Annotated in this window: 11 protein-coding genes and 1 rRNA gene (1 of these 12 running past the window's edge); 4 read left to right on the top strand and 8 right to left on the bottom strand. The window is 66.4% G+C overall.

Annotated elements, in window-relative coordinates:
• From BM360_RS19115 to BM360_RS19095, 5 genes are all read right to left on the bottom strand, one after another.
• Positions 1-878: hypothetical protein (locus BM360_RS19115; protein WP_131819310.1), on the bottom strand; the 878-nt coding region annotated here is incomplete at its 3' end.
• A gap of 118 nt (positions 879-996) precedes the next feature.
• Positions 997-2,061, bottom strand: coding sequence for a TIGR03032 family protein (locus tag BM360_RS19110; RefSeq protein ID WP_093317523.1), 1,065 nt, complete (start codon positions 2,059-2,061; stop codon positions 997-999).
• A gap of 121 nt (positions 2,062-2,182) precedes the next feature.
• The gene (locus BM360_RS19105; protein ID WP_242653593.1) at positions 2,183-4,573 is read right to left on the bottom strand and encodes a putative bifunctional diguanylate cyclase/phosphodiesterase; all 2,391 of its coding nucleotides are present in this window, start codon (positions 4,571-4,573) and stop codon (positions 2,183-2,185) included.
• A gap of 300 nt (positions 4,574-4,873) precedes the next feature.
• Positions 4,874-7,444 carry a sensor domain-containing protein gene (locus BM360_RS19100; protein WP_093317519.1) on the bottom strand — a complete coding sequence of 857 codons (2,571 nt, stop codon included), beginning with the start codon at positions 7,442-7,444 and terminating at the stop codon, positions 4,874-4,876.
• Between the two features lie 223 nt (positions 7,445-7,667).
• A complete protein-coding gene (locus tag BM360_RS19095; protein WP_093317517.1) occupies positions 7,668-8,282 on the bottom strand; it encodes a TetR/AcrR family transcriptional regulator in 615 nt (204 codons plus the stop codon).
• A 112-nt stretch (positions 8,283-8,394) separates the two neighbouring features.
• Between BM360_RS19095 and BM360_RS19090 the strand changes: the two genes are divergently transcribed.
• Together BM360_RS19090 and BM360_RS19085 are read left to right on the top strand one after the other, a co-directional pair.
• On the top strand, positions 8,395-10,734 hold the full coding sequence (locus tag BM360_RS19090) for a TonB-dependent receptor (protein WP_093317514.1): 2,340 nt from the start codon (positions 8,395-8,397) through the stop codon (positions 10,732-10,734).
• Positions 10,734-11,999, top strand: coding sequence for a spinster family MFS transporter (locus BM360_RS19085; RefSeq protein WP_423228925.1), 1,266 nt, complete (start codon positions 10,734-10,736; stop codon positions 11,997-11,999). The genes BM360_RS19090 and BM360_RS19085 overlap by 1 nt, the downstream gene beginning before the upstream one ends.
• Positions 12,000-12,009: 10 nt before the next feature.
• On the opposite strand, the gene BM360_RS19080 is transcribed toward BM360_RS19085, so the two are convergent.
• Complete coding sequence (locus BM360_RS19080) at positions 12,010-13,116, bottom strand: esterase-like activity of phytase family protein (protein ID WP_165611377.1); 1,107 nt, start codon at positions 13,114-13,116, stop codon at positions 12,010-12,012.
• A gap of 362 nt (positions 13,117-13,478) precedes the next feature.
• Between BM360_RS19080 and BM360_RS19075 the strand changes: the two genes are divergently transcribed.
• Positions 13,479-14,972, top strand: coding sequence for a helicase HerA domain-containing protein (locus BM360_RS19075; protein ID WP_093317508.1), 1,494 nt, complete (start codon positions 13,479-13,481; stop codon positions 14,970-14,972).
• A gap of 18 nt (positions 14,973-14,990) precedes the next feature.
• On the opposite strand, the gene BM360_RS19070 is transcribed toward BM360_RS19075, so the two are convergent.
• Together BM360_RS19070 and BM360_RS19065 are read right to left on the bottom strand one after the other, a co-directional pair.
• Positions 14,991-15,482 (bottom strand): metallophosphoesterase family protein, encoded by a 492-nt coding sequence (locus BM360_RS19070; RefSeq protein WP_093317505.1) that lies wholly within the window; start codon positions 15,480-15,482, stop codon positions 14,991-14,993.
• The gene (locus BM360_RS19065) at positions 15,479-16,459 is read right to left on the bottom strand and encodes an SPL family radical SAM protein (protein WP_242653591.1); all 981 of its coding nucleotides are present in this window, start codon (positions 16,457-16,459) and stop codon (positions 15,479-15,481) included. The genes BM360_RS19070 and BM360_RS19065 overlap by 4 nt, the downstream gene beginning before the upstream one ends.
• A 617-nt stretch (positions 16,460-17,076) precedes the next feature.
• Here BM360_RS19065 and BM360_RS19060 point away from each other — a divergent pair.
• Positions 17,077-17,253, top strand: a 16S ribosomal RNA gene (locus BM360_RS19060); it runs 1,310 nt beyond the window's last position.

Below are 17,253 nucleotides of genomic sequence, written 5' to 3'. Positions count from 1 at the left end.
GTCGAGATCGAGCCAGGGCCCGAGGCCGTCACCGTCGCACCCGACAGGTTGAGGCCGAACGCATTGTCGCCCGCGGTCGCGATCGAGCCGTTGTTGACCGTCGTCACGTTGGTGCCGAACGCGGTCACGCCGATGCTGCCGGCACCCTGCGTGGTGATCGGGCCGGAGACGGTGACGGTCGCGTTGTTGGCTGCACTCGCGTTCACACCACCGGACGAACCGCCAACGGTGCTGACACCCGCCGTGTTGATCGTCGTATCACGACCGCTGGTGATGATGCCGACCGCGCCGAAACCCTGCGTCGAGGTCAGGCCCGTCGTCGTCACCTGCGCGACACCATTGCGTGAATAGGCGCCGATGCCGCGGCCGCCGGCGCCGGTGTTGGTTACGGTTCCGGTGCTGACGTTGACATCGTTGTCAGAAGCCGCACGAACGACGTTGCCGAAATTGCCGCTAGTGGAAAGCGCGCCGGTGCTGGAGACCGTGGCGCCGCCGTCACCCGTCACATTGACAGCGTTGGTGTAGTTGCTGGCGGTGCTGACCGTGCCGGCATTGTTGAACTGGTTGCTGCCAGCGCCCGAGATGCTCACCGGTCCGCTCACCACCACATCCGGGGCGGTATTGACTGTGAGGCTGTCCGGCTGTGCGTATGTGATGCCGGCAGCGTAGGGGTTGCCCGCCGCAGTGCAGGTCACCGTGCCGTTCGTGGCAGCGCCGCATTCGTCCGCTGCAAGCGCCGTTCCAGGCGTCAGCAGCAGTAGGCTGCCGACCAGGCTGGCGAACGCCGTGCCGCCTGCGAGCCGAGCCTTGCTGTGCGCCGGGGAGTGTCGCTCAAGCTGAAGGGACCCGCCATGACGAGCTTCGGCGAACGTATTCATGAGACACCCTCCCACGCCCCGGCCCCCTGTGGCCGAAAGTCGCGGGTGGTTGGTTAGTCACACAAATTGCGGGGTAAACAACTTTCTTTTTTCGAGACGATGAAACAAATCCGCAACTTCAACATATGTCGCCTTTTCCGATGGAGATCGTCTGCTGGATCTCCACCGTCTCGACACCCAGCGACATCGGGCAGGCAACATTTGGTAACACAGCAACGTCGAACAGTTCGGCGATATCGCCCTCGAGGCGGATCCACTCAGCAAGGTCGCCAGTCCGCAGGTCGATCACGAAGACGCCGCACCAAGGCTCACCGTCTCGACGCGCGATCTCTTGCTCCAGCGCCAGCTCCTTGAAGCTGCCGTCGCGCGGCTTGGATGCGGTGACGATCGCGAAGCCGTTGTGGATGGACAGACCGCGCAGGAAGCCGGGGCAGAAGGCGATGTCCTCCTTTGCGCCGCTCTCGCGGTTGACGCTGATGAGTTGGCCGCGCCCGCTGTCCAGCGCGTAGAGCTTGCCATTTGCGATGCGGGGGCTGTGGGGCATGGACAGCTGATCCGTCACGATCTCCCCACTCGCCACGTCGACGATCACGCCACCCTTGTCGCGCCGGGCGCGCCAGCCGTTCAGCACGTCCGACTGACTGACCGCGGTGACGTAAGCGGGGCGGCCATCCTCCATCGCCAGGCCGTTCAGATGGCAGCGATCCTCGGCAGCGAGCTTAGAAATGAATGGTGGGCGCCAATAAGGGCGGAAGCTGTGCACCGGATCGAGCGTGGCGAGGCAGCTATGCTTTGTGTTGACGAAGATCGGCTGGCCATCGGCAAGAACGCCGATCTCATGAATGTCGATGTCGCCGGTGGTGCGGCCCTCGCGCGGTACGAACACCGCGTCGAACGATCCATTCGCCTGCTCGCCCGAACGCAGCATGTTTTCTAGGCGCCATAGCTGGAAGAGCGATCCGAGCCAGAGGCGATCCCCGTCGCGGCAGATCCCCATGGCGCGGGTGAAATTCTGCTGGTTGAAGGAGACGCTGCCGGTCGGCAGCAGGCCGACGAGGAACAATTGCCCGGTCTGGTACGAGGTGAAGGCGAGGCTGACACGCTGCGAGTCAAGCCAACCCGCAAACCCCCGGGAGACAGAGATGCTGGTGCCGCTGGGCGGGGGAGGGGGCGTGTTGCTCATGACCCTTCCTCGCTTAGGCGAGTTGGCAAGCCAAGCTGTAATCGTCTGAGGTCCTGATCACGTGCGCACAGGCTGGACCTGCTGCGATACGAGATCTACCCGAACCAGATCGCACTTCCGGCTAGTGCGCGACAACGAAGGATCTAACCTGGCCTGCGGTGTTGCGCGGCCGGACCTCGGCGGCACTCGGTGCGTCGCTCTGCAGCAACCTCGGCGACGGGCGGCCGTAGAGATAGCCCTGGCCGAGCTGGCAGCCGAGTTGGCGCAGCCGCAGGCCTTGCGCCTCCGTCTCGATGCCCTCGGCGACGACGACTTTGCCCAATCCGCGGCCAAGGCCGACGATCGCGCGGACGATGGCCATCGTTCCCCCATTGGCCTGATCGATGCCGGCGACAAAGGACCGATCGATCTTGATGCGATCGACGGGCAGCTGGCGGAGATGCACGAGCGAGGCATAGCCGGTCCCGAAATCGTCGAGGGCGATGCACACGCCGGCATCGTGCAGCATCCGCAGATTGGCGAGGATGCTGTCCGACGCCCGATCGAGCATCACGCCTTCGGTGATCTCGACGCACAGCGATGAGGCGGGCAGCCCATGATGCGCCAGCCGATCGAGCACGCGCTTGGCGGCGCGCGGCCCGGCCAGCTGGGCCGACGTGAAATTAACGCTGAGTACGCCGATCCGGTCGCCATGCTCGCGCAGCTGCAGAAGTGCCAGTTCGAGCACGTGTTCCTGGATGCGCAGTCCGATGCGTTCGGCGACCAGCACATCGGCAAAGCGATCCGGCGTCATCAGCCCGTGACGGGGATGATTCCAGCGCAACAGCGCCTCGTAGCCGCAGAGGCTTTCGGTCGCGAGCGAGACGATGGGCTGCAGGTACAGCTGGAACTCCCCGCGCTCGAGCGCGGCATCGGCGTCCCCGGTGAACTCGACCTGCAGGTCACGCAACGCTCGCTGCAGCGGATCGTAGCGGCAGTGGCGTGCACGGCCGAGGCGCTTGGCGGTGTAGAGGGCAAGGTCCGCATTCTGGACCATGAGATCGAGGGCGTCGGCATCGTCCGGATAGCGGGCCGATCCGATGCTCAGCGAGATCGTGCGGTTCTGGTCGGCATGGCGCCACGTCTCGCCCTGAAGCGCGGCGAGCCCTTCGGCCAACGCCTCCTCCGAGGCCTGATGACCCGGGCACAGGATCGCAAACTCGTCCCCGCCGATCCGCGCGACGCGCGCTCCGGGCAGCTGCTCCGCTGCGCCCGAAAGCGCCAGACCGACAGCGCGGAGCAGGGCGTCACCCCCGTCATGGCCGAGCTGATCGTTCGCATCCTTGAGGAAGTCGACATCGATCAGGAACAGGCTGAACGGCGTGCGGCTCGAGATGAGGGCGTGCGCGCTGTCCTGGAAGCCGGCACGATTGGCGAGGCCGGTGAGGAAATCGGTATGCGCGGCAAGGCGCAGGGTCTTGGCCTCGGCGATGTCGATCTCGCGGCGCTGGCGGGCCACGTCGAGTTCCTGCCGGATGAGGCGGAAGCGATCGGCAATGGCGAGCGACAGGACCAGCGCCTCGAAGGCGAGCGTTGCGAACGTCCCCATATCGACGAGGTCGTTCTGCGGCACGAAGCCGAGATTGCGCGCCAGCCGGGCCAGGAAGACGCAGATGACGGGGCCCCAGCCGACCATGTAGAACCATACGACGCGACTGCCGCGCCGGACGGCGATCCAGCAGGATGCCGCAACGACGAGAGCGGTGCCGGCGATAACGTAGTTGAGCAATCGATCGGTCAGAACCGCCGGCAGCCAGCGATCGGCCGCTGCCATGAAGCCGAGCACGGCGCCTGCCGCCGCCAGCGATCGACCCGCGAGGACGAGCCGGCGGGGCAGGACGCCCTGCTCGATCACGGCGAAGAAGAACATGTTGCCCGCCGCGACCATCAGGCCGACGAGCACGAAATCGAGCCGCACCGCCGAGGGCCCGACGAGACCCGGCACGACAAACGCGGCCATGTTCGTCCAGACCAGACCGTAGGCGAGCGCGACGCTGACCCACAGCAGATACCAGCGCTGAAAGGCTGGCCGCTGTCCGGTGTGGATGACCAGATTGTAGAGCAGAGCCGACAGCAGGATTCCCGTGAACAGCCCCATCAACAGCAGCCATTTGGCATCGTTGGCGGCCGCGGCGGAACTAGGTGCGGCGACGATCTTCCGCATCAGCGTAAGGTCGTCGATGTTGCGGAAGCCGAGATAGAGGCCTTGTATGTCGCGGCCAGGGGACTGGATCGAGAAGTTCAGCAGGCCGCCGGGCGTCCAGTGCCGGTCGAGGTCGGATGGCAGATGGGCATGGCGGACGGTGCCGCTGCGGGTTGCGACGATGATCGCGATCCGGTCGAACCGGGTCTGATCCACCAGCAACGTCCAATTGGCCGGAAGATGGCGCAGGCGCGTGGCGTCGAGTCGTAGCCAGAGCCAGTCGGGGGTGGCGGTTGCCGCCTCGTCGCCGCAGCGGTAGCGGGCAGACATCACCGCGTGATCAGGTGCCGTGTCCGCAAGCACAGCCGTGCAGGCAAGCTGGCGCAGATCGATGCCGGTTGCCGAGGCAGCCTGAGGCGCGAAGCCGAGACAGAGCAACAGCAATGCAAGCCAAAACTTGCTGAACTTCGATACCACGCTTGCGGGACCCCACCGCCGATCTGCCCGCCACCTACGCTAGAGAAAATGTGCTAATGATTGGCAACCATTCGGCCCGCTTTGCCGCGGCCGGCGGAGAAACCTGCAACTTGCGCGCTTACTCCGCGTCGGTGGGGCAGACCGGCTGGCGGGTCAGCCTTGTCGGCTGCGCCGGGTGCGTAGCATATTCTCGACGTCGCTGCTGCTCACGGCTTTCCCGAACAGATAACCCTGGCCGTAAACGCAGCCGTGCGCCGCGAGATAGGCGGCCTGATCCCGTGTCTCGATACCCTCGGCGACCACCTCCATGCCGAGGCGGCTGGCCAATCCGATGACCGCATCGACGATCGCGCCATTGCCGGAACTCTCCGACAGATCCGCCACGAAGCTGCGATCGATCTTGATAACGTCCACCGGAAAGGCTTGGAGATGGGTCAGCGACGCGTAACCCGTGCCGAAATCGTCGAGTGCAATGCGGACGCCTTCGCGGTGAAAGGCGCATAGCTGGCCTGCTACCGCTTCGGCGCTGCGGCCGAGAAACACCGTTTCGGTGACTTCAAGCTCAAGCATGGAGGGCGGGATGCCGGCGGACCGGAGGCGATCCATGAACCGGTCGAACAGATCGGCACGGCGAAACTCGGCGGGAGACAGGTTGACGGCGACGCGTCCGACATCCAGCCCCTTGTCCAGCCAGTCGCGCAGGTCACCGCAGATCCGATCCAGCATCCTCTCCGCGATCAGCGAGGCAAGCTCCAGATCGTCGAACGCGGCCGAGAGTGCCGCCGGACCCTGGATCCCGTGCGTGGCATCGCGCCAGCGGAGCAGGGCTTCGAACCCCACGATCCGCTCATCGGCCAGCGCTACTTTCGGCTGATAGAAGGGCAGGAGGGCATCGTCGCGGAGCACGGCACGCGCGACGGCAAGCATGGACGAGCGGCGCTGCATGTCGTTGCGCATCTCGGACCTGAAGCAGGACAGCCGGCCGCGATCGCGCGATTTGCCGTGATAGAGCGCGATGTCCGCCGCCTTCAGCAGCTCCGCCGCGGTCTTGCCGTCTAGCGGGAAGGTGGCCGCGCCCGCCGTCGCATGACAGTCCAGCCTTATGCCTTCGTAGAGAACGCTGCGGCGGCTGCTGTGCAGCGCCTCGCTCACGCGCTCGACCGCCTCCGCCTCGTATCGGACCTCAAGAAAGGCGGCAAACTCGTCACCGCCGAGCCGACCGACGCAGGCGCCGTCCAGTCCCTCGCTCAGCCGCTGCGCAAAAGCCTGCAACAGCCTGTCGCCGGCATCGTGGCCGATCGTGTCGTTGGTTTCCTTCAGGTGATCGACATCGAGCAGCACCAGCGTCAGCCGAGCATCCTGCGCGGCGGCACGCGCGATGGCGGCTTCGAGCTGTTCGGTGAAGTAGCCGCGGTTCGGCAGCTCGGTCAGGCTGTCGTGATTGGCCGCCCAGCGAATGCGATGTTCGGCGGTGCGCTCCTCGGTCACGTCGCGGACGGTGACCAGCACGCGTTCGAGCCGCTTGCCGGGTGCCTCGATCCGCCAGCCGCTGGTCTGCATCCAGCGCTCGGCGCCCGTATCCGCGCGACGGATCCGGAGCAGCACTTCGAAACGTTGTGCGCTGTCTCCCGCCTTCACCGCTTCGACCAGCGCCTGAAGCTTGTGGCGGTCCTCAGGCACAACGAGGCTCAGCGCCGTCTCAACGGTGGCCGCCGTGTCGCGCGGCAGGCCCAGCATGTCCTTGAACTCGTCAGACCACTCGCGATGGTCGCGCGTGGCGTCAAGGTCCCAGATGCCGAGCCCAGCAGCATGCGCCGCCAGCCGGAACCGTTCCTCGCTTTCCCGCAGCGCATGTTCTGCCTGCTTGCGATCGTCGATATCCTCGAGCGTGCCGTACCAGCGCAGGATCTGGCCATGATCGTCGAAGCGGGGGGCGGCGCGGGAGCGGAACCAGCGATAGCCGCCCGAGGTCATGCGTACGCGATATTCGATATCGATCGGCGTTCCGGTCTTGAGCGCCACCTTCCAGGCGGTGAGCGTGGGCCGGACGTCCCGCTCCTTCAGGGCGTGCACCCAGCCGTTGCCAAGCGTTTCCGCCAGGGTCAGCCCGGTTACCTGCTGCCAGCGCGGGCCAACTTCGATGATGCGTCCGGTCGGGTCGGCGGTCCAGTTGATCTGTGCGGCGAGCTCCACCGTGTTCCGGTAATGCTCCTCGCTCTCCCGCAGCTTTTGCTCGGCCATGCGCTGAGCCGTGATGTCCAGCGCGACGGCGACGAGCGAGTCGACCTTGCCCGGTGCGCCGACGAACGCGATGTGGATCTCGCACAACCGGAAGGTCCCGTCTGGGCGCACATAGCGTGCTTCGGTGCAGAAGGGCTCAGCGCGGGCGAGATGCCCCTGAAAGCGGGTCTGGCTGCGGTCGAGGTCGTCCGGGTGGATGAACGCCGACATGTGCAGGCCGAACAGTTGCTCTGCCGTGCGGCCGACCAGGTCGCAGAAGCGATCGTTGACCGAGATCACGCGCCCGCGCAGATCGCGATGGAGCAGGCCGACATTCGCCTGGCCAAGGACCGCGCCGAGATCGAGATCGGGCGTGCCCTGCCAGCCTGCGAGTTCAGTGCGCAGCCGCTCCGCAAGGTCGCGAGCGGCGAGAGGGTCGAGCGGATCGGCGGTGGACGGATCGCCCGTCCCCAGTGCCGATACCGGCGGCCCCAATCGTCCCATCTCCCGTCCCCGGCCATTTTGCTGTTGCTGGAAGCGCAGCCAAGACGTTAACAAACAAGCACTTAACAAAGGGTAGCGCCGGCCTGCAGGAGAGTCAGGCACGCCGGAGCGGCATTTCCGGACAGGGATCAGGCCGTCCGAGCGAAGTGCGTGAGGAAGGCAGCCTCGGTCGCCTGATCACGAGTTATGAAGCCGAGTGGCAGCATCCTCATCAGCTAATGGGTCAGGCCCGATCGGGTGAGAGGCCGAAGGCGATTAGGTCGCCGCCGACCGCCGCCACCTTGTCGAAATCGGCATCGTCCGACCAGACGCCGAAGCGCAGGCCGAGAAACACGTTCATGCCCATGATGGCCCAGGCGCGAATTTCGGCATCGCCGTCGCTGATGTCACCGCTTTGGCGCGCCTCCTCCAATCGCGTGGCGATGCGCCCGGCGGTGGTCTCGTAATGCGCGCGGTAGCTTTCGGGTGCGACGAACTCCGCCTGATCGACGATGCGGTATATTTCGCGATGTGCGCCGACAAACTCGAGATAGGCGCGCTGGCCGGCGCGCTCCCTGGCGATCGGATCGGGCGCGGCGCGAAGGGCAGGGGCAACGTCGCCGCGCACCCGCTCGGACAGGTCGCGGACCAAGGCGGTGAAGATCGCCTCCTTGCTGTCGAAGTAGGTGTAGAAGCTGCCGATCGCGACACCCGCACGCTTCGTTATTTCGCTGATCGCCGCGTCGTGGAAACCCTTCTGCGCGAATTCCTCCGTTGCGGCGTCGAGCAGAGCGCGCAGTGTGCGCTGACCCCGCGCCGTCTTGGGTGTCTTGGCATCGGGTTCGGCCGGGTCGGTCATTCTCTCTCCTCCTCCCGGCTTTTCTAGTTGAAGACCGGTTCAGGTTTCAGTATTCGACGCCTTATCGAAGCGCAAGCCGATGGAGCCGGCGCTCGCAACAGGAGAGGTTTCGATGGCGCGCTTGTCCCGCATCCTTGCCGCACTGGCGGCCAGCACCGCAGCGTTCGCGGCACCCGCTCTCGCACAGGACACGCAGCCGTCAACCGCGGACACCGCGCCAGGCGCAGCGGAGATGATCCCGGAAGGCGGCGACATCGTCGTGACTGCCAGGCGGCGGGAGGAAACGCTGCGCGACGTGCCGATTGCGATTACCGCCTTTACCGGCGAGGCGCTGACGCGAGGTGGCGCCATCGACATCACCGATCTGTCGAACGTCGTGCCCAACGTTACCCTGGAAGTGTCGCGCGGCACCAACTCGACGCTCACCGCTTTCGTCCGCGGCGTCGGCCAGCAGGATCCCGTCGCCGGTTTTGAGGCGGGCGTCGGCCTCTATCTCGACGATGTCTACCTCAATCGTCCGCAGGCGGCGGTGCTCGACATCTACGATGTCGAGCGGATCGAGGTGCTGCGGGGCCCGCAAGGAACGCTTTATGGTCGCAACACGATCGGCGGGGCGGTGAAATATGTGACCCGGCGGCTGGGCGACGATCCGACGATCAGCGCGCGCGCAACCTATGGAAGCTACGATCAGGCAGACGGCGTGGTGAGCGCCAGCGCGCCGATCGGCAACGGGACCATCAAGCTGGGCGGCGCAGTGGCCCGGCTGTCGCGCGGCGGGTTCGGCAAGAACCTGACGACCGGCGACGAGAACTACAACAAGGACATCTGGGCTGGGCGGGCCACGCTTCAGATCGAGCCGAGCAAGGAGGCCTTCCTCCGCATCACCGGCGATTACACCAAGGACAAGAGCGCGCCCCGCGGCGGGCACCGCCTGATCCCGGGCCTTGCTACCGGCATCCCGCCGCTCGACGACGTCTACGACACGCGCGCTGGCCTGCTCGATCCCAAGCAGGAAGTGGAAGCCTGGGGCGTTTCCGCCTTTGCGGAGGTGAAGCCGACCGACTGGCTGACCTTCCGCAGCATCACCGCCTATCGCAAGGATGACAGCGCATCGCCGATCGACTTCGACTCGCTGGCGGCGGTCGATGTCGATGTGCCGGCCTTCTACAACAACAAGCAGTTCAGCCAGGAGGTGCAGGCGCTGGTCGACATGGGCGGGCTCTCGGGCCTGCTTGGCGCCTATTACCTCGATGCGTCGGCGCGCACGGTGTTCGACGTGCGGCTGCCCGCCGGCGTGACGGCGCAGACCTTCGGCAATGTTAAGACCAACACCGGCGCCATCTTCGGCGACTTCACCTATGATCTGAGCGAGCAGTTGTCGGTCTCCGCCGGCGGCCGCTACACGTGGGACGATCGGGATTCCACGATCCTGCGGCGCACCTACCTGGGGGGCGGATCGCCCATCTTCGGCGGCACCGGTGTGCTGGCGGCGACCACATCGAACTTCCGCGGCCAGGCGACCTTTAAGGAGTTCACGCCGCGCGCTTCGGTCAGCTTCAAGCCGACGCCCGATCACAACGTCTATGCAAGCTATGCCAAGGGCTTCAAGGGCGGTGGCTTCGACCCGCGTGGCCAGTCGACCGCCTGCCGCACGCCTGCGGGTGCCGTCTGCACCCCGCAGGAGGTGTTCGACTTCCTGTCTTTCGATCCCGAGACGGTCGACAGCTATGAGGTCGGCTACAAGGCCGCTTTGTTTGACCGCCGCCTGAACATCGCGCTGGCTGCGTTCCGCGCAGACTATAAGGACGTTCAGGTGCCGGGTTCGGTCGGCACCCTCGTCAACGGCCAACAGACCTTCATCGGGGTGACGACCAACGCGGGCAAGGCGCGCATCCAGGGCCTCGAATTCGAGGGCAGCCTGCTGGCCGCCCGCGACCTCGCGGGAGCCGGGGATCGCGTGAACCTGTCGTGGACGATGGGCTATATCGATGCCGAATATAAGCGCTTCATCGATGCGCGTGGCATCAACGTGGCGGATCGCCGCGCCTTCCAGAACACGCCTAAATGGACGGCAAGCGGCACGCTCGCCTACTCGGTGCCGGTCGGCAGCGGCTCGATCGACGCGAGCGGCACGCTGGCCTATCGCAGCCGCACGCAGCAGTTCGAGCTTCGCACGCCCGGTCTCGACCAGAAGGGCTATGCTTTGCTCGACGGTAACATCGTCTGGACGGCAAAGGGTGATCGCTTCAGCATCGGGCTGCACGGCCGCAACCTGACCAACAAGAAGTATATCGTGTCCGGCTACAACTTCCTCGGCCAGAACCCGGACACGGGCGAGTATCTGCGCAACGCGGCTGGGCGCCTCGTGCCCACGCTGGGGCAGGAGGGCGTGCTGACCGCCTATTACGGCAATCCGCGGCAGGTGTTCGTCACTGTCGGCGTAAAGTTCTGATCGTGGCGGCAGCAGCAGCGGCAGCAGACGAGGGTGCGCCCGGGCGCTGGCGCCTGCTGATCCTGCTGCTCGTCGCCTATACGTTCAACTTCGTCGACCGGCAGATCCTCGGCATTCTCGCGCTGCCGATCAAGGCATCGCTCAACCTGTCCGACACGCAACTGGGGGTGCTGGGCGGGATCGCCTTCGCCTTGCTCTACTCGACCTTGGCGGTGCCCTTTGCCTGGCTGGCGGATCGCACCAGCCGGGCGTGGGTGATTACGGGTGCGCTGGCGGTGTGGAGCGGCTTCACCGCATTGTGCGGGCTGGCGGGCAGCTTCTGGCAGCTCTTCTGGTGCCGCCTGGGCGTGGGGATCGGTGAGGCGGGCGGGGTCGCGCCATCCTATGCGATGATCTCGGACGCCTTCCCGCCGCGGCAGCGGGCGCGGGCGCTGGCGATCTACTCGCTCGGCATTCCGCTCGGCTCGGCGCTCGGCGTGCTGTTCGGCGGCTATGTCGCCGCGGCGGTGGACTGGCGGACGGCGTTCATTGCCGTCGGCGTGGCGGGGCTGGTATTTGCGCCGTTGTTCCGGCTAGGCGTGCGCGAGCCCGTGCGGGTGCGGCTTGTCGGCGGCGATGCGCCACGCTTCGGCGCGGTGCTGCGGCAACTGGGGGGCAAGTCGAGCTTCTGGCTGCTGTCGCTGGGTGCGGGCAGCTGCTCGATGATGGGTTATGGCCTTGCTTTCTGGCTGCCCTCGCTGCTGCGTCGATCCTTCGGGCTGGACCTAATCGAGACGTCGCAATTTTTCGGCGGTTTGCTGCTGACCGGCGGGGTGGTCGGCGTGCTGGCGGGCGGGGTGCTGGGCGATCGGCTGGGCGCGCGGGACAGTGCGGCCTTCGCGCGCGTTCCGGCAATCGCCTTCCTGATCGGCGTCCCGATGTTCGTCGCGGGCATCCAATCGGGCGACGCAAGGCTGGCCTTCGTGCTGTTCATCCTGCCGCAGGCGCTTGCCTATATCTGGCTGGCGCCGATCCTGACCGCGGTGCAGCACCTCGTCGCGGCACCGGCGCGGGCGACGGCTTCCGCCTGCTTCCTGCTGATCAACAATCTAATTGGTGTGGGCCTCGGCGCGCCGTTCATCGGCTATGTCTCGGACCGGCTGGCGCCCCGATTCGGTGAGGAGTCGCTCCGCATCACGATCCTCTTCTCGCTCGGCTTCTACCTCCTGGCCGCAGCGCTGATGTGGGCGGGCAGCACACGCTTGCGGCGGGATTGGGTGGACTGATCTAGGGCGGTCAGCGGCGGATGAGAGACTCCGGCAGGTCGATCCGCCAAAAGCGCGTGGGGAGGCCTTCGATGCCAAAATCATTGTCGTTGACCAGCAGGAGCGTCGCCGGGCCGAGCAGCGCGATGCCTTCGAGATCGGGGCCGATCTCCGGATGATCGTCGGTGGAGAGCAGTAGCTGCTTGTCGAGGATCGTCGCCGACAGCGTGTCGGCCGCGCTCATCTCCTCGACCGAAGGGCGTGTTGCCGGATTGCTCAGCGCAGGGTCTGCGGCCTGCTGCGGATCGAGCGTCACAAGGTAGAGTTTGGCCGTGGCCGAGATGCGCTCCAGCACCAGCAGCCGGCCATCGCCGAGCCAGGCCATGTCGCACAGCTTCACGTCGGCACGCTCCACCGGGCCTGCATCCCTGTCGCGCCGGAAGCTGGCGGGCGCATCGAGCGGGTAGAGGTGCTCCGCCTTCAGTGCGCCGGTGCCCGTATCGAGGGCCCATAGCCGCACATGTCGTGCATGCCGGCCGGTGCGTTCGTCCGGGTGGGCGAGGGGGCTCTGGAAGGCGAGATGCAGGCGGGTGCCAAAGTCCGACAGCGCCAGGCTCTCGAACCCGCGGTTCAGCCGCCGCCGCGCTGCCAGTGCGAGGAGTCTGCCCAGCACCGGGTAGGCTGCGCCGGCAAATAGCGCTTCCGTGCCCGCCGGCACCCAGCGGGCATGCACGCGGCCGTCAGGGGCGACGTGCAGCAGCGAAGGCCCATATTCGTCGCCCACCCAGAAGCTGCCATCGGCTGCACGGGCGACACCCTCCGTATCTGCGCCACCGGGGTCGGGCGGAAGGATGTTGCCGTCGAGATCGAGTGCGGGCTCGGCGTCGCGCGCATCCGTCCCGGCAGGCGGCAGGCCGGAGAGGGGCGCGCCAGTCGTGTCTAGAAGCGGCAGGACCCTGGTCGCGCTGATGCGATCACCATCGACCTGGAGCTTGACGATAGCCGGTCCGAAGGTGGGGCAGGGCATCAGCTTCGCACCGGGCGGAGCGCGCTGCGAAGCGAGATGGTCGAGGCCGTAGCGATCGACGGCGAGCGGCAGCTTCAGGTTTGGGCCGCGATCGCCGATCGCCCAGACCACACCATGCCGCGCGTGAAGCGGAGCGTTTCGCGGGGCCAGTCGAGGCGGGCAAGCTCCTCGTCCGGGAAGCGGAGTTCGGTGATGTGAGGGTGGGCCATGGCGCCGGATAGCACGCTTCGCACTCCCCACGACCGGCGTTTCGGGTCCGAGAGGCCGGCAGACTTCGGCGTCCGTGGGGCAAGGCTCCGACCCTTTCTTCGGGCGGCGTGCCCGTGTAGTCAGCCGGACGGCCGCGGGACTCGGGTACGGCGCGGCCGATGTGGATGCGGTGGCATCGTGCTAGTGAGCAGATCGGACCGGCGCGGCTTGGCTGAGTCCGCCCGTGCCGGCCGGCCAAGCGATGGTGGAATGCAAGCGCGGCAATGACGGATATCGTTCTCGGCGCCTCCAACGAGGGAGCCAGCGCCGCAATCGACCTCGAGGAATTGCTGGCGAGCCGCCTGCTGGTCCAGGGCAATTCGGGATCCGGCAAGTCGCACCTGTTGCGGCGGCTGCTGGAGCAATGCGCCGGCTTGGTGCAGCAGGTGGTGATCGATCCGGAGGGCGACTTCGTCACGCTGGCGGAGCGCTTCGGCCATATCGCCATCGACGCGGCCGATTATGGCGAGACCGAGATTGCGGGCGTCGCCGCCCGGGTGCGGCAGCAGCGCGCTTCCGTGGTGCTCAACCTTGAGGGGCTGGAGGTCGATGCGCAGCTGCGGTGCGCGGGCACCTTCCTCAACGGCTTGTTCGATGCGCCGCGCGAGCTGTGGTATCCCTTGCTGGTGGTGGTGGACGAGGCGCAGCTGTTTGCGCCGGCTGCCGCGGGCGAGGTGAACGACGAGGCGCGCCGGGTCAGTCTCGGCGCGATGACCAACCTGATGTGCCGTGGGCGCAAGCGCGGCTTGGCCGGCGTGATCGCCACGCAGCGGCTGGCGAAGCTGGCCAAGAACGTGGCGGCCGAAGCCTCGAACTTCCTGATGGGGCGGACCTTCCTCGACATCGACATGCTGCGCGCCGCCGACCTGCTGGGCATGGAGCGGCGGCAGGCGGAGCAGATCCGCGATCTGGAGCGCGGGCAGTTCCTCGCGCTCGGACCCGCGCTGGCGAGACGGCCCAAGCTGATGCGCATCGGTACGGTGGAGACGGGCACGCGCGGAGCGACGCCGTCGCTGTCGCCTCTGCCGACCTTTACCGAGGAAGATCGACAATCGCTGCTGACGCGAATGCCCGTGGCGTCTCCGGTCGCTCAGGCGCCCCGGCGGGCGGAACCGGTCGAAGAACTGCTCAGCCGGCTGCCCACCGCTGCGATCGAGCCGCCCCCGCCCGAGCAGCCCGACCTGCTGGAGACGATGGACGCTGCCGCACTCGCCGATGCGGTGATGGCGGACATCGTCGCGGATGAGGATGCCCGATACCGTCCGGCGAGCGCGCTATATCAGGATTTCACGCTGCGCTGCCGGATGCAGGGCGCATTGCGGCCGCCGCACGATCTAGCCGGCTTCTCCCGCGCCCTCGCGCTGGCGCGCGCCGGCCTGTTCTCGGCCGATTTGGCCGAACCCGCGATGGCGGAAGCCCTGCGGGCGAGCGCGGACGTGCCCGAGGACATGCTCGGCGTGTTCATGCTGATCGCGCGGGCGGCGCATCTTGGTGCGCCTTGCCCGACGGACGATGCGGTGGCGCTGGTCTACGGCACGCACTCGACCGGGCGGGTGCGGCGGATGCTCGGCTATATGGAGAGCCGTGAACTGGTTGCGTTCTCGACCGACTTCCGCGGGCGACGGACCGCCACCATTCCGCGGCTCGGCTGGTCTACCGCGCCGAGCAGCGATGGAGACACGCTGCTCGACCGGCTGGCGGGTGCGGGCGGGAGCTGAGGCGGTAACGGCCGATCACTAGCCGGCGGGGGGCAGCAGCCTTTCGATCGACACTGGCGCGAAATCGTGCCCATCGACGCCGACGTCGATCTGTCGGGGCAGCGGTTTCAGCCGGCCATGACTGTGGCCGTGCAGGTTGAGTGCGCCGCGTGCCTGGCCGTTCCAGGAGCGGAAGGGATAGTGGCACAGCGCCAGCTTGCGGTCGCCAATGTCGAGTTCGGCATAGTCCTGCACGCTGGCCCAGCCTTCCGCCGCGACAGTGCCGTCGGGATCGTTGTTGCCCCGCACGAGATGCTTGCGACCGTTCAATCGGGCGAGCAGGCCGGGCACGTCGGCAGCCCGGCGCGCGACATCGCCGAGGTGCCATATCTCGTCATCCGGTCCGACTGCAGCATTCCACCGCTCGACAAGGACCGCGTCCATCGCTGCCGCGTTGGCGAACGGGCGCTTGTGGATGTTGATCGTGCGGTGATCGCCGAAATGCGTGTCGGCGGTGAAGAACAGGCTCATGTCCAGTAGAGGATGCGCGCGGCAGGCAGGCGCGCGGCGATCCCATCCTCGAAGAAGCTGCGCAGACGCCGCATCGTCGGCGCGTCATAGACCATCTTCTCGGCGCCGAACTTGGTGCGCTTGGTCGTGCGATCGCGTTCGCTCATGTCGAGCGAGGAGCCGGGATACCAGCTGTCGAGCACGGCTTTCGATCCGCTGTTGAAGCGATGGGTGATGAGTTCGATGGTGAGATCGGGGACGCCCGCTAGCAGCATCGCAGCATCATCGAGGAGCTGACCGTAAGCCGTCTCCCACCCTTCTGCGGCGATGATCGGTGCGATCGTCAGTCCGACCGGATAGCCCGCCTCCGCCATCTGGCGGAGCGCCCGCAACCGCGCGGCGACAGGTGCCGTGCCACCCTCGAACCTGGCAAAGGCAGCCGGGTTCACCGAAGCTCGCATCCGGGTGCGGCCATGGTGCGGCAAAGCGAGCAGCGGCTCGACATCGGCGAACTTGGTGGTGAAACGCAGCTGAGCACTTGCTTCCAGCCGGCCGAACCAGGCGATCGCGGCGGACAGCGAACCGGTGAGCGGTTCGATCGCGAGGGGATCGGTGTAGCAGGACGCCTCGAAGGTAGTACCCTCATGCTGCCGCGCACGACTGCGCGAGGTCACCGAGCCCTGCCCGAGATAGGCCGGAACGGCGCCGAGGATCTCGTCGAGGTTGGCGTAGACGCGCGTGATCGGCGGCCCTTTGAGCGAGCCGGCGAGATAGCAGTAGCTGCAATGCGCCGGGCACCCTTCCGCAAGGTCGAGCCGCCAGTCGGCACTGGGCGCAATCGGTTGGAAGCGCCGCTTGGAGGGAGGCGCGACGACGACCGCTAGGGTGGTCTTCGCATCGGCATAGGCGCGGCGGGGATCGTCGGGCGCATCCAGCAACACACGATCGCCGGGGAGTTCGATCACATCGACCCCGGCAGCAGCGGCGCGCTCTGCCATGATCCGGGCATGCGGCCACGCACGTGCCGACCGGGTCAGCAGCACGCGGCGAGGGCGCCATGGCCGAGAAGTGGGCACTGGTGAAGCGGTGTTCATCGTCGGACAACGGACGAGCGGGCCAGGCGTTCAGAAGGGCTGAGGGCCGCGAGACCGGGGAACGAATCGCCACGCAGCGGCTTTCAGCGGGGGGCAGGGTGATCGGCCCGGCCTTCGGCATGCCCCGGGATTGGCCAGAAACGGCTGTTTCCCGCGCTTTGCGGCCGTGCGTGACAAAAAAGTGAAAAAGCTTGTTGACGCTTCGGGAAGACGGCCGTAGAGACGTTTTCACCGGCGGCGGTGACGCGGTTTCGACCGAGTTTCTGCTGCGCTCTTCCGGATCGCTAGACGATCTCCTCGCATCGAGAGAAGCGGGGATGGAGGGGCGTCGGTTCTTTCTCATTGTTGGATTGATGAAGGGACATGTGGGCGGCGGCTCCGGTCTTGGGCAACCTCTGGGTGTCTGAAGGTCGGTTAAATTCAAGCCGTTCCTTATGTCCTTATACACACCATGTATTTGTGCAGGAGCGGCTCCTGGAGATGCTGGCGTGCGTGGGTATTCCCCCGTGCATGTCGGTCATAAACTTGAGAGTTTGATTCTGGCTCAGAACGAACGCTGGCGGCATGCCTAACACATGCAAGTCGAACGAAGGCTTCGGCCTTAGTGGCGCACGGGTGCGTAACGCGTGGGAATCTGCCCAAAGGTACGGAATAACTCCTCGAAAGGGGTGCTAATACCGTATGATGTCGCAAGACCA

Origin of the sequence: Sphingomonas jatrophae (assembly GCF_900113315.1) — a bacterium.
GTDB lineage: Bacteria > Pseudomonadota > Alphaproteobacteria > Sphingomonadales > Sphingomonadaceae > Sphingomonas_P > Sphingomonas_P jatrophae.
Note: the sequence above shows the minus strand (reverse complement) of the source record. Positions and strands in the feature narration are given on the sequence as shown.